Raw genomic sequence first — 18347 nt, 5'->3', positions numbered from 1 at the left:
CGCGGCGGCCGCCGCGCTGGTACTGGCTGAAGAAGGTCGGCAGGTCCTTTTCGCGCACGCGCAGGAATTCGACGTCGACCTCCGGCACGTTCACCGAGACCACCGGCAGGCCACGGCTGTCCTTGGCCGGCAGCACGCTGCCCTGCGAGGCGAAGCCCACCACCGGCTTCAGCTCGCCGCTGAACACCTTCTGCTTCAGTTCCTTGCCCAGCCGGCTGCCATCGGCGGCCAGCAGGTCCGGGGAGACCACCAGGCTGAACTCCTTGCCGGCCTCGACGAACGGGTAGCGCAGGGTCAAGCCGTCATCGGACAGGGTCCAGCTGCTGTCGTCGGTGCCGACCTTCTCTTCGAAGCGCACCAGTTTGTCGAAATCCTGGGTGCCGACCAGCGGGCGCGAGAACTCCAGCGCCAGCGACAGGCCATCATTCTTCTGGTCCGGGTAGGCGCGCAGCAGGGTGAACTCCTTCACCTGCTCGGCCTTGGTGGCGATGGCTTCACCACTGGCCTTGGGCAGCTGCCCGCTGTCATTGCGGCAGCCGGCCAGGCCCAGCAACAGGCCTCCTGCCAGTACGGCCGCCGCCCATCCCCACCGCTTCCGCCGTGCCGGACCGCTCATGTCGTCACTCCTTGATCGAGGCGGCCATTATAGGCAGGCCACGTCAAGGTGTTGACGCGAATTCGGCAATTGCCCCGGTGCGGGTAGTGCCGGCCGCTGGCCGGCAACCGGCATGGCAGGCTGGATGGAATTGCCGGCCAGCAGCCGGCACTACCGATCGTCCTACCCCGGCAGGTACAGGTCCACGTAGTCGGTCACCGGCATCGCCGCCAGCGCCACCGGGTCCAGCGAGGCGGCCAGGATGCGCTGCTGCTGGACAGTCGGGAAGCGATGGGCCAGGTGCCGGCGGAACTTGTCCAGCAGCAGTGGGATCCCCTCCTGGCGGCGGCGTGCGTGACCAAGCGGATACTCCACCAGTACCTCCGGCAACGCGGTGCCATCGCTGAAGCGCACCGTCAGGCCATTGGCGATGCTGCGCTTGCCCGGGTCCAGGTAGTCGGCGCTGAGCTGCGGATCCTCATGGCAGGCCATCTTCGCGCGCAGCGCGTCGATGCGCGGGTCGGCGGCGACGTCATCCTCGTAGTCCTCGGCCACCAGCCGGCCATGCAGCAGTGCGATGGCGACCATGTACTGCACGCAGTGGTCGCGGTCGGCCGGGTTATGCAGCGGGCCCTGCTTGTCGATGATGCGGATGCAGGCTTCCTGGGTGCGGATCGCGATGTGCGCGATGTCCTCGACCCGCCGCCCCATCGCACGCAGTTGCTGATGCAGCGCGATGGCCGCCTCCACTGCGGTCTGGCCGTGGAACTCGGCCGGGTAACTGATCTTGAACAGCACGTTCTCCATCACGTAGCTGCCCAGCGGCCGCCCCAGCGTCAACGCCTGCCCATGCATGGATACGGCCTCGAAACCCCATGCCGGCGCACTCAGCACGCTTGGATAGCCCATCTCGCCACTGGCTGCCATCAAGGCCAGGCGCACACCACGACTGGTCGCGTCGCCGGCGGCCCAGCTCTTGCGCGAGCCGGTGTTGGGCGCGTGCCGGTAGGTGCGCAGGGACTGGCCATCGACCCAGGCCAGCGACAGTGCGTTGAGCATGCGTTCGCGATCCAGCCCCAGCAGCTGCGAGACCACCGCCGTGGTGGCGACCTTGACCAGCACCACATGGTCCAGCCCGACCCGGTTGAACGAATTCTGCAGGGCCAGCACGCCCTGGATTTCGTGCGCCTTGATCATCGCCAGCAACACGTCGTGCACCGTTGGCGCCGGGCGGCACAGGGCCGGCGCGTTGCGCCCCAGCCAATCGCAGACGGCGAGGATGCCGCCCAGGTTGTCCGAGGGGTGGCCCCATTCGGCGGCCAGCCAGGTGTCGTTGAAATCCAGCCAGCGCACCATCGCACCCAGGTTGAAAGCCGCCTGCACCGGATCCAGCACGTAATGCGTACCCGGCACGCGCGCGCCGTTGACCACGCTGATGCCGGGCACCAGGGGACCGAGCAGCTTGCTGCAGGCCGGGAAGGACAATGCTTCCAGGCCGCAGCCCAGCGTATCGAGCAGGCAGTGGTGCGCGGTCTGGAACGCCAGGGGTGAGTCGATGCGCGCGTCGCGTACGTAGTCGACGATGTCCACCAGCAGCACATCCCACGCTGCACGCTCGTTGGATGGGATGTGGTTGATGGACATCGTCGATCTCCTCGTTGCGGTGCACGGTTGCCCGTGCCCCCTGCCAACCAAGGTTGGCATCTACCAGAGCACTACTCGGCCGGCACCCGCACCTTGCCTTCCATCAGCACGCGGGCGCTGCGGCTCATGATGGCCTTGGTCACTGTCCACTGGCCGTCAACAAGACCGGCCTGCGCGCCGACACGCAGCGTGCCCGAGGGATGACCGAAGGTCACCGCTTCACGTTCGCCACCGCCGGCCGCGCGATTGACCAGCGTGCCCGGAATCGCTGCAGCGGTAGCGATCGCCACGGCGGCGGTACCCATCATCGCGTGGTGCAGCTTGCCCATCGACAACGCACGCGCATGCAGGTCGATGGCCGACGCGGGGATCGCCTTGCCGCTGGACGACACGTAGTCCTGTGCCGGCGCCACGAAGGCCACCTTCGGCGTGTGCTGGCGGGTTGCCGCGTCTTCCAGGTTCCTGATCAGCCCCATGCGCAAGGCGCCGTAGGCGCGGATGGTCTCGAACCTCTGCAGCGCGGCCTTGTCCTCGTTGATCGCCGGCTGCAGCTCGGTGCCGCTGTAGCCCAGGTCGGCGGCGTTGACGAAGATGGTCGGGATGCCGGCGGTGATCATGGTCACCTCGAAACGACCCACGCCCGGCACATCCAGGATGTCGACCAGATTGCCGGTCGGGAACATCGCGCCCGCATCGCCGTCATCGGACGGTTCGATGAATTCCAGCTGGATCTCGGCGGCCGGGAAGGTCACGCCATCCAGCTCGAAATCGCCGATCTCCTGCACTTCGCCGTCGCGCATCGGCACGTGGGCGATGATGGTCTTGCCGATGTTGGCCTGCCAGATGCGCACGGTGCACAGGCCATCGCGCGGCACCCGGGCCGGATCGATCAGCCCGTTGGCGATCGCGAACGGACCCACCGCGGTGCTGAGGTTGCCGCAGTTGCCGCTCCAGTCGACGAAGGCGGTGTCGATCGACACCTGGCCATACAGGTAGTCCACGTCGTGGTCAGGCACCGAAGCGGCGGAGATGATCACGCACTTGCTGGTGCTGGAGGTGGCGCCGCCCATGCCGTCGGTCTGCTTGCCATACGGATCGGGCGAGCCGATCACGCGCATCAGCAGCGCATCGCGTGCGGCGCCCGGCACCTGCGCGGCTTCGGGCAGGTCCTGCAGGCGGAAGAACACGCCTTTGCTGGTGCCGCCGCGCATGTAGGTGGCGGGAATACGGAGTTGCGGGAGGAAGGTCATGGATCGGATTCCTGTGTGCAGTGGAACAATTCTCGGGGAGCCGCGCACCGCCCTTGGGGTTGGAGGGATGTACTGGCTTCATTCTCGATTCGACGCGCGCTCAAGCAGTCTCTGGAAGTACCCCGGAGGCAGGGGGGCCGGAGGCCCCGAAGCAAGGCCTTCCGCGATTAACTGGCGTAGCAGGTCTTCAGCCTTGCTTTGCCGACTCTGACGGATAAGGTCGCGAACGTACTCGGAAGCGCTGGCGTAGTCGCCTTCTCGAACTTCCTGGTCCACGAATTGTTTGAGCTCATCAGTCAGCACCACCTTGATATTGACCATACGGACCTCCACCGTGGGACTGTCACACGACAGTCTGCGAGGCATCAAAGACAACGACAAGGGTAGAAAGCGCCAGCCTTTGCAAAAGAGGTCCTCGCCGTCACGCAGACGCCCCAGCATGACTTCGCCGCGCCCGCGCGGACATTCCTTGCTGCCAATGGAAGAGGTAAAGGATGACCAGTTTGGTACTGCCACTCACCACTGCCAGCAGCAGCAACGGCCATCCCATCCGCATGCCCATGGCGAAGGCAAACACAATCGTGGATAGATCCATCAGCAGGATCAGCTGACTCATCCGCAACGACACCGCACCGGTGTGGCCATTGCGCAGGATCAGCAGGATCTGGTGCGCGTAACCCTGCGCCAGCAAGGCAGTGATGCCCACGATCATCGCGCTGGCCACTACCCTGCCCTCATCCACATGACGGTTGCCCCAAGCTAGGCCAGCCAGTGCGCAGGCCAGCAGCAGCACGGCCGTCACCAGGCTGGTCGTGGCAGAGCGATTCCGTCGGTCGCGCCAGATCTCCACCAGGATGGCCATGACCAGCACCGACGCGAGCAAGCGCGGCCAGACAATAAAGTGATTGAACGGCGTGACGCTGTAGCCATAGACGAAGAAGGACAGGTAGGCCAGGAAGCTGACCGTGAACTGATTCAGCGACAGCACGGCAGTGGCGCTTTCAGTCGCGTCCGCTCGTTCCCGGCGGTCGCGCACCAAGCGCAACTGCGCGCCCACACCCAACAGGCTCAGCACGATGAAGGCGGTGTTGACCGTGCCTGCGATTGTGTAGAACGCCGTTCCCATGCAGATGGGGCAACGCCCCTCTCCTTCGTGACCACCGCCATGCGGGCCGAAGCCAGCATGGCGACAACTCGACACAAGGCAGCTATCTGCTGCCTTACGCCACCTTGGCGCCTTCCAGGAAATCCTGGGCGAAGCGCTGCAGCACGCCGCCGGCTTCGTAGATCGCCACTTCCTCGTCGCTGTCCAGGCGGCAGGTGACCGGCACGATCACGTCCTGGCCGTCGCGGCGGTGGATGACCAGGGTCAGTTCGGCGCGAGGGGTGCGCTCGCCGATCACGTCGAAGGTCTCGGTACCGTCGATGCCCAGAGTCAGGCGGGTGGTGCCCGGCTTGAACTCCAGCGGCAACACGCCCATGCCGATCAGGTTGGTGCGGTGGATGCGTTCGAAGCCCTCGGCCACGATCGCCTCCACGCCAGCCAGGCGCACGCCCTTGGCGGCCCAGTCACGCGAGCTGCCCTGGCCATAGTCGGCACCGGCGATGATGATCAGCGGCTGCTTGCGGTCCATGTAGGTTTCGATCGCTTCCCACATGCGCATCACCTTGCCTTCCGGCTCCACGCGCGCCAGCGAACCCTGCTTCACGCTGCCGTCGTCGTTGCGCACCATCTCGTTGAACAGCTTCGGGTTGGCGAAGGTGGCGCGCTGCGCGGTCAGGTGGTCGCCACGGTGGGTCGCGTAGGAATTGAAGTCCTCTTCCGGCAGGCCCATCTTCGCCAGGTATTCGCCGGCGGCGCTGGACGCCAGGATCGCGTTGGACGGCGACAGGTGGTCGGTGGTGATGTTGTCCGGCAGCACCGCCAGCGCACGCATGCCCGACAGCGTGCGCTCACCGGCCAGTGCGCCCTCCCAGTACGGCGGACGGCGGATGTAGGTGCTCTGCGGGCGCCAGTCGTACAGCGGGCTGACCGCCGCGCCGTGCTCCACGCGCACGTTGAACATCGGGTTGTAGACGCGGCGGAACTGCTCCGGCTTCACCGAGGCCTTCACCACCGCATCGATCTCGGCATCGCTCGGCCAGATGTCCTTCAGGCGCACCTCGTTGCCATCGGCATCCACGCCCAGCACGTCCTTTTCGATGTCGAAGCGCACGGTGCCGGCGATGGCATAGGCGATCACCAGCGGCGGCGACGCCAGGAAGGCCTGCTTCGCATACGGGTGGATGCGGCCATCGAAGTTGCGGTTGCCCGACAGCACGGCCGTGGCGTACAGGTCGCGATCGATGATCTCCTGCTGGATGGCCGGATCCAGCGCGCCACTCATGCCGTTGCAGGTGGTGCAGGCGAAAGCGACGATGCCGAAGCCGAGCTTTTCCAGGTCCGGCAACAGGCCGGCTTCTTCCAGGTACAGCTGCACGGCCTTCGAGCCCGGTGCCAGCGACGACTTCACCCACGGCTTGCGCAGCAGGCCACGTTCGTTGGCCTTGCGCGCCAGCAGTGCGGCAGCGATCACGTTGCGTGGATTGGAGGTGTTGGTGCAGCTGGTGATGGCGGCGATGATCACCGCGCCGTCGGGCATCAGGCCCTGCGCCTGCTCGGCCCTGCCCGCTGCCAGCTTGGCTTCGTCGGCGATGCCGCGCTCGGTCAGCTCGGCGGTGGCCACGCGCTTGTGCGGGTTGGACGGGCCAGCCATGTTGCGCACCACGCTGGACAGGTCGAAACGCAGCACGCGCTCGTACTGCGCGGTGACCAGGTCGTCGGCCCAAAGGCCGGTGGTGCGCGCGTAGTTTTCCACCAGCGCCACCTGCGATTCCTCGCGGCCGGTCAGGCGCAGGTAATCGATGGTCTGCCCGTCGATATAGAACATCGCGGCGGTGGCACCGTATTCCGGGCACATGTTGGAAATGGTGGCGCGGTCACCGATGGTCAGTGCTGCGGCGCCCTCGCCGAAGAATTCAAGCCACGCGCCGACCACACGCTCCTTGCGCAGGAACTCGGTCAGCGCCAGCACCACGTCGGTGGCGGTGATGCCCGGCTGCGGCCGGCCGGTCAGCTCGACGCCGATGATGTCCGGCAGGCGCATCCACGAGGCACGGCCGAGCATCACGTTCTCGGCCTCCAGGCCGCCCACACCGATGGCGATCACGCCCAGCGCATCCACGTGCGGGGTATGGCTGTCGGTGCCCACACAGGTATCCGGGAAGGCCACGCCGTCCTGCACGTAGACCACCGGCGACATCTTCTCCAGGTTGATCTGGTGCATGATGCCGTTGCCCGGCGGAATCACGTCCACGTTCTGGAACGCCTGCTTGGTCCAGTCGATGAAGTGGAAACGGTCTTCGTTGCGGCGATCCTCGATCGCGCGGTTCTTCTCGAACGCCTGCGGATCGAAACCACCGCACTCCACCGCCAGCGAGTGGTCGACGATCAGCTGCACCGGCACCACCGGGTTGACCTTGGCCGGGTCGCCCCCCTTGTCGGCGATCGCATCACGCAGGCCAGCCAGGTCCACCAGCGCGGTCTGGCCGAGGATGTCGTGGCAGACCACGCGGGCCGGGAACCACGGGAAATCGAGGTCGCGACGGCGCTCGATCAGCTGCGTCAGCGAAGCGGCCAAGGTAGCCGGATCGCAGCGGCGCACCAGGTTCTCGGCCAGCACGCGCGAGGTGTACGGCAGCGTGGCGTAGGCGCCGGGCTGGATCGCATCGACGGCGGCGCGCGCATCGAAATAGTCCAGCGTGCTGCCGGGGAGGTTCTTGCGGTAATCGGTATTCATGGGCTGGCGGAGTACTTGGGGCGGGCCGGGTGCCGGCAATGCGGCGGCGAAAGCACCCGGCCGGCACAGGGCCGGCCGGATGGGGACAGCAGGGGGATCAGACGCGCTTGTCGATGGCGACGAAGTCGCGGTCTTCCGGACCGATGTAGTTGGCGCTCGGGCGGATGATCTTGCCGTCGATGCGCTGCTCGATGATGTGCGCGCTCCAGCCGGCGGTGCGCGCGATCACGAACAGGGGAGTGAACATCGCGGTCGGCACGCCCATCATGTGGTAGCTGACGGCGCTGAACCAGTCCAGGTTCGGGAACATCTTCTTGATGTCCCACATCACCGATTCCAGGCGCTCGGCGATGTCGTACATCTTCATGCTCGACTGCTCTTCGGACAGCTCGCGGGCCACGTCCTTGATCACCTTGTTGCGCGGATCGGAGACCGTGTAGACCGGGTGGCCGAAACCGATCACCACTTCCTTGCGCTCGACGCGGGCCTTGATGTCTTCCTCGGCCTCATCGGGATTGTCGTAGCGCTTCTGCACTTCGAACGCCACTTCGTTGGCGCCGCCATGCTTCGGGCCACGCAGCGCACCGATGCCACCGCAGATCGCGCTGTACATGTCGCTGCCGGTACCGGCGATGACGCGGCAGGTGAAGGTCGAGGCGTTGAACTCGTGTTCGGCGTACAGGATCAGCGAGGTGTGCATCGCCTTCACCCACGAGTCCTGCGGCTTCTCGCCGTGCAGCAGGTGCAGGAAGTGGCCACCGATCGAGTCATCGTCGGTTTCCACGTCGATGGCGCGGCCGTTGTGGCTCCAGTGGTACCAGTACAGCAGCATCGAACCGAGGCAGGCCATCAGCTTGTCGGCGATGTCGCGCGCGCCCGGATGGTTGTGGTCATCCTTCTCCGGCGCCACGCAGCCAAGCACGGACACGCCGGTGCGCATCACGTCCATCGGATGCGCCGACGGCGGCAGCTCTTCCAGCGCGGCCTTCACTGCCGCCGGGATGCCACGCAGCGACTTCAGCTTGGCCTTGTACGAGACCAGCTCGGCGCGGGTCGGCAGCTTGCCGTGCACCAGCAGGTAGGCGATTTCCTCGAACTCGCTGGTGTTGGCCAGGTCCAGGATGTCGTAGCCGCGGTAGTGCAGGTCGTTGCCACTGCGGCCCACGCTGCACAGCGCGGTGTTGCCGGCAGCGGTGCCGGACAGGGCGACGGACTTCTTCGGCTTGAAGGTCGGGGTTGCGGTCGTATCGTTCATGTTTCCCTCCGAAAACTTGATGGTGCAGGGTACTGCTTATTTCTTGGCGGCGAACAGTGCATCGAGCTGCTGCTCGAAGGCGTGGTAGCCGATGCGGTCGTAGAGTTCCTCGCGGGTCTGCATGGTCTCCACCACGTTGCGCTGGTGGCCATCGCGGCGCACCGCCTGGTAGACGTTCTCGGCCGCCTTGTTGGCGGCGCGGAAGGCCGACAGCGGGAACAGCTGGATGGCAACGCCGGCCGAGGCCAGTTCATCGCGACTGAACAGCGGGGTGGCACCGAACTCGGTGATGTTGGCCAGCACCGGCACCTTCACCGCGTCGACGAAGCGGCGGTAGGTGTCCAGATCGTAGGCCGCCTCGGCGAAGATGCCGTCGGCACCGGCCTCGACACAGGCAATGGCGCGCTCGATGGCCTTGTCCACGCCGTCCACCTGGATGGCGTCGGTGCGTGCGATCAGGAAGAAGTCCGGGTCGGTCTTGGCATCGGCAGCGGCCTTTACGCGGTCAACCATTTCACCCTGCGAGACGATCTCCTTGCCCGGGCGGTGACCGCAGCGCTTGGCGCCGACCTGGTCTTCGATGTGGCAGGCGGCCGCGCCGGCCTTGATCAGCGACTTCACGGTGCGCGCGATGTTGAACGCGCTCGGGCCGAAGCCGGTGTCGATGTCGACCATCAACGGCAGGTCGCAGACATCGGTGATGCGGCGCACGTCCACCAGCACGTCTTCCAGGGTGTTGATGCCCAGGTCCGGCAGGCCCAGCGAACCGGCAGCGACACCGCCACCAGACAGGTAGATGGCGCGGAACCCTGCGCGCTTGGCCAGCAGGGCGTGGTTGGCGTTGATCGCGCCGATCACCTGCAGCGGCGATTCGGCAGCCAGCGCCTCACGGAAGCGGGCACCGGCGGAAGAAGGAGTGGAGGCGGTCATGCGGCAATCCAGGTTGGAGAACGGATAGGGAGGCGCAAGCACCATGCCAAGCTGCAAGCCGTTGATTTCACGGGAATGACCGAGGGCCAATGCTGAAACATATGAAACACTGAAACAGATGTATCATGAAACATCACCCCTCCTTCCTGCCGTCATGTACCTGCCCCGCTCCCCGCTGCGCCACGCCGATGCCGACCCGGGCCGCCCGGTGATCTGGACGGTCAGCGTCTCGCGCCTGACCGGCCTGCTCGGCGATGTCATTCCCGAATTCGACCGCCGCGCGCGCATCGAGCAGATCAACCTTGGCTTCGAGGAGGCGGTGGAGGTGATCGGCCAGCGCCTGCGCCGCGAGCATTGCGACGTGGTGATCGCCGGTGGCTCCAACGCCGCCTGGCTGCGCAGCCGGCTGGAACTGCCGCTGGTGCCGATCCAGGCCAACGGCTTCGACCTGATGGAGGCGCTGGCCCGCGCCCGCCGCATCGCCAGCCGCATCGGCCTGGTCACCCACGCCAGCGACGTGCCGGTGTTCAGCAACTTCCAGCAGAGTTTCGGCCTGGATATCGAGCATCGCCGCTTCGTCACCCGCGAGGACGCGCGCGACTGCATCGCCGACCTGCGCGCCAACGGCATCAAGGTGATCGTCGGCACCGGCATGGCCATCGACCACGCCGAACAGGCCGGCCTGCCCGGCGTGCTGCTGTACTCGGCCGACTCGGTGCGGCAGGCGTTCGAGCACGCGCTGGAACTGACCCAGACCCTGGCCCGCTCCGGCGGCAGCCCCCGCGTTCGGCGCCGCCGCGCCGCACCGCGCACCGATGCGCACGACCTGCTGGGGGACAGCGACGCAATGGCGCAGGTGCGGGCGCAGATCGCGCTGTACGCACCACATGACAGCACCGTGCTGGTCACCGGCGAAACCGGCACCGGCAAGGAACTGGTCGCACGCCAGCTGCATGCGGGCAGTGGCCGGCGTGGTCGCTTTGTCGCGCTGAACTGCGGGGCGATCAGCGAATCGCTGCTGGAGGCCGAACTGTTCGGCTACAGCGATGGCGCGTTCACCGGTGCGCGGCGTGGCGGACGCGTCGGCCTGGTCGAGGCCGCTGACGGCGGCACCCTGTTCCTGGATGAGATCGGCGAGTTGCCGCTGCCGCTGCAGACCCGCCTGCTGCGCGTGCTGGAAGAACGCGAAGTGCTGCGCGTGGGCGCCACCGAACCGACCCCGGTCGACCTGCGCGTGGTGGCCGCCACCCTGCAATCGCTGGAGCAGCGCGCGGCGACCGGCAGCTTCCGCCGCGATCTCTACTACCGGTTGGCGGCGCTGCGCATCGCACTGCCGCCGCTGCGTGCGCGACGCGGTGACATCCCGCTGCTGGCCCAGCACTTCTTCCGCCAGCTGCGCGGCATCGACGCGCCACTGGGTGAGGATGCACGGGCGGTGCTGACCGCCGCACGTTGGCCAGGCAACGTGCGCGAACTGCGCAATCTGGTGGATCGCCTGCGCATCCACTGGCAGCCGGCTGAAGGGCTGATTGATGCCACGCGACTGCTGCAGCTAGCACCCGAGCTGGTGAATGAGGGCGTCGCGGCGTTGCCGGTGGACAACAACGGCAAGCGGCCGCCGCGTCCACAGCTTGAAGCACTGCTGCAGGAACATCGCAATGACCGCGAGGGCATGGCGCAGGCGCTGGGGGTATCCCGCACCACCCTGTGGCGCTGGTTGCGCGCTGAAGGCCTGTAGAGCCGAGCCCATGCTCGGCTGCTTGTGCGGAAACATCAGCCGAGCATGGGCTCGGCTCTATAACGGCAGCCCGTCCGCCAACAGCAGCTCGATCTCCTCCACCTGCACCACCGGCACCTGCCACGGATGATGCGGCGCGATGCCCTGCTCGAAGATGCGCTGCAACCGCTGCGGATCGCGCGGCAGGCAGAATTCCAGGCGCACGCTGTCGACCACTTCGGTGCGGCCCGCCTCACCCTGCACGGGCGACGCACCCACCCGCGGGCGGAACTGCTCGAACCCCGGCGCCGACCACCACATGCCATGCTCGTAGTCGCCGGCCGCCAGCGCGTCCGCTGCCAGGATGCCCTGCTTCACCGCGTCCAGTGCCGCAGTCGGCACGAACACCACCACGCGGTACAGCGGCAGGCGTTGCATCGGGTGGCCTTACGGGTACAGCAGGCGCTTGCTCCAGCGCCCCTCTGCACCGGCTTCATAGCACCAGCGCTCATGCAGGCGGAACTGCGCGCCGTACCAGAACTCGATGCGGTCCGGCACCACGCGCAGCCCGCTCCAGCCTTCCGGGCGCGGCACGTCCTTGCCTTCGAAGCGGGCTTCGATCTCGGCCACGCGTGCATCGAATTCCTCGCGCGTCGCCAGCGTCTTCGACTGCTGCGAAGCCCACGCGCCGATCTGGCTCATCCGCGGGCGGCTGGCGAAATAGGCGTCGGCCTCGGCATCGGCGACCTGCTCGACACATCCCTCGATGCGCACCTGGATACCGGCCTCGCGCAGGCTGCGCCACAGGAACAGCAGCGCGGCCTGCGGATTGGCCTGCAGTTCCCGCCCCTTGTGGCTGTCCAGATGGGTGTAGAACACGAAACCACGCTCGTCGAACGCCTTCAGCAGCACCGTGCGCGCCGAAGGACGGCCGTGCGTATCGGCAGTGGCCACGGTCATCGCGTTCGGCTCGACCTCGCGGCTCTGCCTGGCCTCTTCGAACAGGCCGGTAAACGTGGACAGGGCTTCGGCGTACAGGTCGCTCATGATTGCGTTCTTCTCACACGGATTGGGCTATTGTGGCTGCATGGCCGCTGCTGCGTATATGCCCCAGGTGAAAGGATTCCCCGAAACAGTGGCCGAACAGGCGCTGGACGATGCGATGGGCAGCGGCGCAGCAGTTCCAGTATTGGCGATCAGCGGCCTGCAGGGGAGCGGCAAATCGACGCTGGCCGCCCAGGTGGTGGCGCGCGCCCGGGCACGCGGCCTGAACGCTGCCACGCTGTCCATCGATGATGTCTACCTGACCCGTGCACAGCGTCAACGGCTGGCCCGCCAGGTGCATCCGCTGCTGATCACCCGCGGCCCGCCGGGCACCCATGACCTGCCGCTGGCCCACACCGTGCTCGACGCGGTGGCCGCGCGGCAGCCCTTCGCCCTGCCCCGCTTCGACAAGCTGGCCGACGAGCGCCTGCCCGAAGCGCAGTGGCCGCGTAGTGAACGGCCGCTCGACCTGCTGGTGTTCGAAGGCTGGTTCCTGGGCACGCCAGCGCAAGCCGACGATGCGCTGGGCAGCCCGCTCAACGCACTGGAACGCGAGGCCGACGCCGACGGCCGCTGGCGCCGCTGGTGCAACCAGGCACTGGCCCGCGACTACCCGGCGCTGTGGCAGCGCTGCAACCGCCTGTGGTTCCTGCAGCCGCCGGATTTTTCGGTGGTACCGCGCTGGCGCTGGCAGCAGGAGCAGAACCTGCAGGCCGCGCAGCCGGGCCGGCACGGCATGAGCCGGCCGCAGCTGGAGCGCTTCGTGCAGTACTACGAGCGGGTCAGCCGGCAGGCACTGCAGGCCTTGCCGGCCCTGGCCGACCACGTGGTGGTGCTGGACGGCCAGCGCCAGGCGCAGGCGGTGCGCTGAACGCGCTTATTCGACCAGGAAGGTCACCCGCAGGTTGACCCGCCATTCGGTGATCTCGCCGCTGCCGTTGGTCACCACCTTGGTCTCGTTCACCCAGGCGCCCTGGATGCCCTTGACCGTCTCGGAGACCTTCTTCAACCCGCTGCGTACGGCGTCCTCGACACTTTTCGGCGAGGAGGCGGTGATTTCGATGACCTTGGCGACCGTCATGGCCTGTACTCCGGCTGGCGCGGGAAACCCCGCAGGAACGCCTACCCTGACGTGAAGAACGTAAAGGCCGGGGCACGGAGGTGTTAGCATCAGAGGGCATGAATCCTGCTCCGAACCTGATCCTGATCGGCCCGATGGGCGCCGGCAAAACCTGCATCGGCCGCCGCCTGGCCGAGCGCTTCACGCTGGACTTCGTCGATGTCGACCAGGCCATCGTCGATGCCGCCGGCGCCAGCATCCCGACCATCTTCGAGCACTCCGGCGAAGCCGGCTTCCGCAGCCATGAACGCCAGGCCCTGGCCCGCGTACTGGAGGGCCGCGGCCAACTGGTCTCTACCGGCGGTGGCGCGGTGCTCGATCCGGGCAACCGTGCCCTGATCGCCCGGCGCGGCTTCGTGGTCTATCTGCGGGTCAGCGTGACCGCACAACTGGAACGGCTGGCCCGCGACAAGGGCCGGCCGCTGCTGCAACGCCCGGACCGCGAGCAGGTGCTGCATGACCTGGCCGCGCACCGCGATCCGCTCTACCGCGAGCTGGCCGACCTCACCCTTGATACCGACCCGTACACCGCTGCCGATGCGACCGCCCAGCTGGTGGTCAAGCTGGCCACGCAATGGCAGCGCCAGGACCTGACTGCATGACCTTCCCCGCCCTGCTGCAGGTCGCCGTTGGCGGCGACCGCCCCTATTCCATCACCATCGGCGCTGGTGCGCTGGCCGACGGCGCCGCGCTGGCCTCGCATGTGCGCGGCCGTCACGTGCTGCTGCTCAGCGACAGCGAAGTGGCCCCGCGCTACCTGGCGACGGTGAAGCACACGCTGCTGGCCGCGCGCCCCGACCTGGTCATCGGCGAGCACGTACTCGCCGCCGGTGAAGCGTCCAAGACCCTGGCCGAGTTCGGGCGCGCGATCGAAGCACTGGCGGCCCTCGGCGCCACCCGCGATGCCTGCGTGTTCGCCCTCGGCGGTGGCGTGGTCGGGGATCTGGCCGGGTTCGCGGCGGCCTGCTGGATGCGCGGCGTGGACTGCGTGCAGCTGCCGACCACGCTGCTGGCGATGGTCGATTCGTCGGTGGGCGGCAAGACTGCGGTCGACATCCCGGCCGGCAAGAACCTGGTCGGCGCCTTCCATCCGCCGCGCGCGGTGATCGCCGATACCCGCGTGCTGGCTACCCTGCCGCCGCGCGAGCTGCGTGCCGGCCTGGCCGAAGTGGTGAAGTACGGCGCACTGGGCGATGCCGTGTTCTTCGAGTGGCTGCAGCAGCATGCCGATGCGCTGCTGGCCGGTGAGGACGCGGTGCTTTCCGAAGCCATCGCGCGCAGCTGCCGGCACAAGGCCGCCATCGTCGAGCGCGATCCGTTCGAGAAGGGCGAGCGTGCACTGCTCAACCTCGGCCACACCTTCGGCCATGCCATCGAGACCGAACAGGGCTATTCGGCCCCGGGCCGCGATGCGCTGAACCACGGCGAAGCCGTAGCGGTCGGCATGGTGCTGGCCGCAACGCTGTCCACCGACCTCGGCCTGGCCAAGGATGCCGACCGCGCCCGCCTGCAGGCGCTGCTGGAACATCTCGGCCTGCCGGTGGCGATCCCGGCCGGGCTGGACCCGCAGGCCCTGCTCGGCCGCATGCGGCTGGACAAGAAGAACGTGGCCGGCCGCCTGCGCCTGGTGCTGTGGCGTGGCATGGGCCGCGCCGAAGTGGTGCCGGATGTGGATGAGGCGGCGGTGCTGAAGGTGCTGGGCGCGGGCTGACCTTTCCGCGTTCGCCGGGCATGGCCCGGCGCTAACGGATTGTGCCGCGGCATGAAGCGCAGCCGAGCGTGGGCTCGGCTCTACAGGTCCGTGCCGCCCCGGGGCGATACAATCGGCGCCATGCACGTCTACCTGCAACATCCCGACGCCGGTGCGCAGGCACCGCGCTTCCTGCGCCTGAGCCTGCAGCCGGACCTGTTCGGCGGCTGGGAGCTGCTGCGCGAGAGCGGCCGCGTCGGTGGCCGCTCGCAGCTGCGGCGCGAGCTGTTCCTGCAGGCCGACGATGCCTGCCATGCCTTCGAGAAAGCCCGCGATGCGGAACTGCATCGCGGCTTCCAGATCCTTTCGCACGGCGACTGACGCCGCTGCCCACTTCGTCCAAGGAATGCCCATCGTGACCAGCCCTCTCCGCAACGATCGCCTGCTGCGCGCCCTGCGCCGCGAACCGGTGGATTGCACGCCCGTCTGGCTGATGCGCCAGGCCGGCCGCTACCTGCCGGAATACCGTGCGACCCGGGCCAAGGCCGGCAGCTTCCTGGCCATGGCCAAGACCCCGGAGATCGCCTGCGAAGTCACCCTGCAACCGCTGCGCCGCTTCCCGCTGGACGCGGCCATCCTGTTCTCGGACATCCTCACCATTCCCGACGCGATGGGCCTGGAGCTGTACTTCGTCGAAGGCGAAGGCCCGAAGTTCCGCCACCCGGTACGTGATGAAGCCGCCATCGCCAGGTTGGCGGTGCCGGACATGGAGCAGGACCTGGGCTATGTGATGGATGCGGTGCGGCTGATCCGCCGCGAACTGGACGGCCAGGTGCCGCTGATCGGCTTCTCCGGCAGCCCGTGGACGCTGGCCTGCTACATGGTCGAAGGCGGCGGCAGCAAGGACTTCGCGCGCATCAAGGCGATGGCGCTTAACCACCCGCAGGCCCTGCACCGCCTGCTGGAGGTCACCACCGAGGCGGTGATCGCCTACCTCGGTGCGCAGCGTGCGGCCGGTGCGCAGGCGCTGCAGGTGTTCGACACCTGGGGCGGCGTGCTGTCGCCGGCGATGTACCGCGAGTTCTCGCTGCGCTACCTGCAGCGCATCGCCGAAGGCCTGGAGCGTGGCCAAGGCAGCGAACGCACGCCGCTGATCCTGTTCGGCAAGGGCACCGGCCTGCACCTGGAAGCGCTGTCGCAGACCGGCGCCGACGCGCTGGGCCTGGACTGGACCCTGGACCTGGATGAGGCGATGCGCCGCACCGGCGGCCGCGTCGCCCTGCAGGGCAACCTCGACCCGACCACGCTGTACGCCTCGCCGGATGCGATCGCCGCTGCCGCCGCACGCGTGCTCGACACCTATGCCGCCGGCAACGGCGGTTCGCGCGAGGGCCATGTGTTCAATCTCGGCCATGGCATGTCGCCGGACATGGATCCGGCGCACGTGCAGGTGCTGGTCGACGCGGTGCACGCGCACAGCCAGCGCTGAACCCCGGCACGGGCCACGGCGCGGCGTTGATCGCGCCGTGACCCGCATTGCGCGATCATGGCGCCCCACGCTGCACCGGCCCCCACGTCATGTCCGAACCGTCGCCCACAGGCGCGCCCGCACCCGACACCGCCGCATCCGCCGCCGAATACGCCCGTTTCCGCCCGCTTCTATGGCTGGTTTCGCTGGCGATCTTCATGCAGATGCTCGATTCGACCATCGTCAACACCGCCCTGCCGGCGATGGCCAAGAGCCTGGGCGAAAGCCCGCTGCAGATGCAGTCGGTGGTGTTCAGCTACGCGCTGGCGGTCGCCACCTTCATCCCCGCCTCCGGCTGGATCGCCGACCGCTATGGCACCCGCCGCACCTTCCTGGTAGCGATCATCCTGTTCACCCTCGGCTCGCTGGCCTGCGCGCTGGCCCAGCATCTACACCAGCTGGTCGGCGCGCGCGTGCTGCAGGGCATCGGTGGCGCGATGCTGCTGCCGGTCGGCCGGCTGGCGGTGATGCGCTCGGTGCCACGCGAGGATTTCCTGCGCGCGATGAGCTTCATCGCCATCCCGGCGCTGGTGGGCCCGCTGATCGGCCCGACCCTGGGCGGCTGGCTGGTGGAGATTGCCTCCTGGCACTGGGTGTTCCTGATCAACCTGCCGATCGGCGTGATCGGGTTCGTCGCAGCGATGAAGATCATGCCCGACCACTACGCCAGCCATCGCACCCGCTTCGACCTGCGCGGCTACATCATGCTGGCCTTTGCAATGGTGGTGCTGTCGCTGGCACTGGACGGGATTTCCGGGCTGGGCACGCCGCACGCGCTGGTGATGCTGATGACCGTGGCCGGTCTGGCGGCGCTGGTCGGCTACTGGCTGCATGCGGCCAATTCGACCGCGCCGTTGTTCTCACTGGCCCTGTTCCGCGTGCCCAGCTACCGCATCGGCATCCTCGGCAACCTGTTCTCACGCATCGGCAGCAGCGCCATGCCGATGCTGATCCCCCTGCTGCTGCAGGTCGGCCTGGGCCTGGGCCCGATGCATGCCGGCCTGATGATGGTGCCGGTGGCTGCCGCCGGCATGGTCTCCAAGCAGCTGGCGGTGAAGCTGGTGGAGCGCTTCGGCTATCGGCGCGTCCTGATGGTCAATACGGTGCTGGTCGGGCTGGCGATGGCCAGCTTCATCCTGATGACACCCGGCCAGCACCTGGCCTGGCGCCTGCTGCAGCTGGCGTTCTTCGGGGCGGTCAATTCGCTGCAGTTCACCGTGATGAACACCGTGACCCTGCGTGACCTCGACCGCGAATTCGCCAGTTCCGGCAACAGCCTGCTGTCGATGGTGATGATGCTCGCCGCCGGCTTTGGTGCTGCTGCGGCCGGCAGCCTGCTGGCCGCGTTCGGCAACCACCTGGACAGCAACAGCGCCACCGCCGCGCTGCATGCAACGTTCCTGTGCGTGGGCGCGATCACGCTGACCTCGACGTTGATCTTCTGGCAGCTGCCCGATACCAAGCCAGAGCCACGGCAGGTCGAGCACGTCGCGGAGTAAGGGGTTCGGCAGGGCCGCGCCCTGCACCTGCAGAGGCTTCAAGCCAAGGCAACAGCAACGGCGAAAACAGGCATTTCGTGGGATGGCGGGGGGGTGTCGCAGTGCGGGGACGCCGCAAGTACGTCCCTGTAGGCTTGGCAGCCGCATCCATGCCGCTGACACCCCGCACTGCGACTTCGAATTGAAATCGAAACGCATCCACGCATGGCGCGGATCTACTGGCTGCTGGGACACGT

17 protein-coding genes and 1 pseudogene are annotated in these 18347 nt (G+C 67.5%); 7 read left to right on the top strand and 11 right to left on the bottom strand.

Annotated elements, in window-relative coordinates; translation table 11 throughout:
- The 8 genes and pseudogenes from ARC23_RS17535 to prpB all read right to left on the bottom strand — a co-directional run.
- Positions 1-616: pseudogene (locus tag ARC23_RS17535) on the bottom strand (alpha-2-macroglobulin family protein); the annotation flags it as partial.
- Positions 617-778: 162 nt separating this feature from the next.
- A complete protein-coding gene (locus ARC23_RS17530; protein WP_057498382.1) occupies positions 779-2239 on the bottom strand; it encodes a bifunctional 2-methylcitrate dehydratase/aconitate hydratase in 1461 nt (486 codons plus the stop codon).
- Positions 2240-2310: 71 nt separating this feature from the next.
- Positions 2311-3489 (bottom strand): 2-methylaconitate cis-trans isomerase PrpF, encoded by a 1179-nt coding sequence (gene prpF, locus ARC23_RS17525; protein WP_057498381.1) that lies wholly within the window; start codon positions 3487-3489, stop codon positions 2311-2313.
- A 78-nt stretch (positions 3490-3567) separates the two neighbouring features.
- Positions 3568-3810, bottom strand: coding sequence for a type II toxin-antitoxin system ParD family antitoxin (locus ARC23_RS17520; protein ID WP_057498384.1), 243 nt, complete (start codon positions 3808-3810; stop codon positions 3568-3570).
- A 100-nt stretch (positions 3811-3910) separates the two neighbouring features.
- Positions 3911-4615, bottom strand: a complete 705-nt coding sequence (locus ARC23_RS17515) for a hypothetical protein (protein WP_057498380.1) — start codon at positions 4613-4615, stop codon at positions 3911-3913.
- A gap of 94 nt (positions 4616-4709) precedes the next feature.
- Positions 4710-7328 (bottom strand): Fe/S-dependent 2-methylisocitrate dehydratase AcnD, encoded by a 2619-nt coding sequence (gene acnD, locus ARC23_RS17510; protein WP_057498379.1) that lies wholly within the window; start codon positions 7326-7328, stop codon positions 4710-4712.
- Positions 7329-7425: 97 nt separating this feature from the next.
- Positions 7426-8583 carry a bifunctional 2-methylcitrate synthase/citrate synthase gene (prpC, locus tag ARC23_RS17505; RefSeq protein ID WP_005418357.1) on the bottom strand — a complete coding sequence of 386 codons (1158 nt, stop codon included), beginning with the start codon at positions 8581-8583 and terminating at the stop codon, positions 7426-7428.
- Between the two features lie 36 nt (positions 8584-8619).
- Positions 8620-9513: a methylisocitrate lyase gene (prpB, locus tag ARC23_RS17500; RefSeq protein ID WP_057498383.1), complete on the bottom strand. Its 894-nt coding sequence runs from the start codon at positions 9511-9513 to the stop codon at positions 8620-8622.
- Between the two features lie 154 nt (positions 9514-9667).
- On the opposite strand from prpB, the gene prpR reads away from it, so the two are divergent.
- The gene (gene prpR / locus ARC23_RS17495; RefSeq protein ID WP_057498378.1) at positions 9668-11251 is read left to right on the top strand and encodes a propionate catabolism operon regulatory protein PrpR; all 1584 of its coding nucleotides are present in this window, start codon (positions 9668-9670) and stop codon (positions 11249-11251) included.
- A gap of 57 nt (positions 11252-11308) precedes the next feature.
- Here the strand turns inward: prpR and ARC23_RS17490 are convergent, their stop codons facing one another.
- Positions 11309-11668 (bottom strand): YqfO family protein, encoded by a 360-nt coding sequence (locus ARC23_RS17490; protein WP_057498377.1) that lies wholly within the window; start codon positions 11666-11668, stop codon positions 11309-11311.
- A 9-nt stretch (positions 11669-11677) separates the two neighbouring features.
- Entirely contained in the window at positions 11678-12277 is a 600-nt protein-coding gene (pdxH, locus tag ARC23_RS17485; protein WP_057498376.1) for a pyridoxamine 5'-phosphate oxidase, read from the bottom strand.
- Between the two features lie 40 nt (positions 12278-12317).
- On the opposite strand from pdxH, the gene ARC23_RS17480 reads away from it, so the two are divergent.
- Positions 12318-13145, top strand: coding sequence for a hypothetical protein (locus ARC23_RS17480; protein WP_057498375.1), 828 nt, complete (start codon positions 12318-12320; stop codon positions 13143-13145).
- Positions 13146-13151: 6 nt separating this feature from the next.
- Here the strand turns inward: ARC23_RS17480 and ARC23_RS17475 are convergent, their stop codons facing one another.
- Complete coding sequence (locus tag ARC23_RS17475; RefSeq protein WP_005410663.1) at positions 13152-13355, bottom strand: dodecin family protein; 204 nt, start codon at positions 13353-13355, stop codon at positions 13152-13154.
- Between the two features lie 98 nt (positions 13356-13453).
- On the opposite strand from ARC23_RS17475, the gene ARC23_RS17470 reads away from it, so the two are divergent.
- The 5 genes from ARC23_RS17470 to mdtD all read left to right on the top strand — a co-directional run bounded on the left by ARC23_RS17470 (position 13454) and on the right by mdtD (position 18111).
- Positions 13454-13996, top strand: coding sequence for a shikimate kinase (locus tag ARC23_RS17470; RefSeq protein WP_057498374.1), 543 nt, complete (start codon positions 13454-13456; stop codon positions 13994-13996).
- Positions 13993-15105, top strand: coding sequence for a 3-dehydroquinate synthase (gene aroB / locus ARC23_RS17465; RefSeq protein WP_057498373.1), 1113 nt, complete (start codon positions 13993-13995; stop codon positions 15103-15105). The genes ARC23_RS17470 and aroB overlap by 4 nt, the downstream gene beginning before the upstream one ends.
- 120 nt (positions 15106-15225) lie before the next feature.
- Positions 15226-15465, top strand: a complete 240-nt coding sequence (locus ARC23_RS17460; protein ID WP_057498372.1) for a WGR domain-containing protein — start codon at positions 15226-15228, stop codon at positions 15463-15465.
- 25 nt (positions 15466-15490) lie between these two features.
- Complete coding sequence (gene hemE, locus ARC23_RS17455) at positions 15491-16573, top strand: uroporphyrinogen decarboxylase (RefSeq protein ID WP_057498371.1); 1083 nt, start codon at positions 15491-15493, stop codon at positions 16571-16573.
- 89 nt (positions 16574-16662) lie between these two features.
- A complete protein-coding gene (gene mdtD / locus ARC23_RS17450) occupies positions 16663-18111 on the top strand; it encodes a multidrug transporter subunit MdtD (RefSeq protein WP_057498370.1) in 1449 nt (482 codons plus the stop codon).
- Positions 18112-18347: the final 236 nt, after the last annotated feature.

This window comes from Stenotrophomonas beteli (genome assembly GCF_001431665.1).
GTDB lineage: Bacteria > Pseudomonadota > Gammaproteobacteria > Xanthomonadales > Xanthomonadaceae > Stenotrophomonas > Stenotrophomonas beteli.
The sequence above is the reverse complement of the archived record's forward strand: the minus strand, read 5'-3'. Positions and strand labels throughout refer to the sequence as shown.

Coding starts and splice junctions, on each gene's coding strand:
- prpB (WP_057498383.1), bottom strand. CDS start 9,513: ATGACCGCCTCCACTCCTTCTTCCGCCGGTGCCCGCTTCCGTGAGGCG.
- mdtD (WP_057498370.1), top strand. CDS start 16,663: ATGTCCGAACCGTCGCCCACAGGCGCGCCCGCACCCGACACCGCCGCA.
- hemE (WP_057498371.1), top strand. CDS start 15,491: ATGCCCATCGTGACCAGCCCTCTCCGCAACGATCGCCTGCTGCGCGCC.
- ARC23_RS17475 (WP_005410663.1), bottom strand. CDS start 13,355: ATGACGGTCGCCAAGGTCATCGAAATCACCGCCTCCTCGCCGAAAAGT.
- pdxH (WP_057498376.1), bottom strand. CDS start 12,277: ATGAGCGACCTGTACGCCGAAGCCCTGTCCACGTTTACCGGCCTGTTC.
- ARC23_RS17460 (WP_057498372.1), top strand. CDS start 15,226: ATGCACGTCTACCTGCAACATCCCGACGCCGGTGCGCAGGCACCGCGC.
- prpC (WP_005418357.1), bottom strand. CDS start 8,583: ATGAACGATACGACCGCAACCCCGACCTTCAAGCCGAAGAAGTCCGTC.
- ARC23_RS17520 (WP_057498384.1), bottom strand. CDS start 3,810: ATGGTCAATATCAAGGTGGTGCTGACTGATGAGCTCAAACAATTCGTG.
- prpR (WP_057498378.1), top strand. CDS start 9,668: ATGTACCTGCCCCGCTCCCCGCTGCGCCACGCCGATGCCGACCCGGGC.
- aroB (WP_057498373.1), top strand. CDS start 13,993: ATGACCTTCCCCGCCCTGCTGCAGGTCGCCGTTGGCGGCGACCGCCCC.
- ARC23_RS17480 (WP_057498375.1), top strand. CDS start 12,318: ATGGCCGCTGCTGCGTATATGCCCCAGGTGAAAGGATTCCCCGAAACA.
- ARC23_RS17490 (WP_057498377.1), bottom strand. CDS start 11,668: ATGCAACGCCTGCCGCTGTACCGCGTGGTGGTGTTCGTGCCGACTGCG.
- ARC23_RS17530 (WP_057498382.1), bottom strand. CDS start 2,239: ATGTCCATCAACCACATCCCATCCAACGAGCGTGCAGCGTGGGATGTG.
- acnD (WP_057498379.1), bottom strand. CDS start 7,328: ATGAATACCGATTACCGCAAGAACCTCCCCGGCAGCACGCTGGACTAT.
- ARC23_RS17515 (WP_057498380.1), bottom strand. CDS start 4,615: ATGGGAACGGCGTTCTACACAATCGCAGGCACGGTCAACACCGCCTTC.
- prpF (WP_057498381.1), bottom strand. CDS start 3,489: ATGACCTTCCTCCCGCAACTCCGTATTCCCGCCACCTACATGCGCGGC.
- ARC23_RS17470 (WP_057498374.1), top strand. CDS start 13,454: ATGAATCCTGCTCCGAACCTGATCCTGATCGGCCCGATGGGCGCCGGC.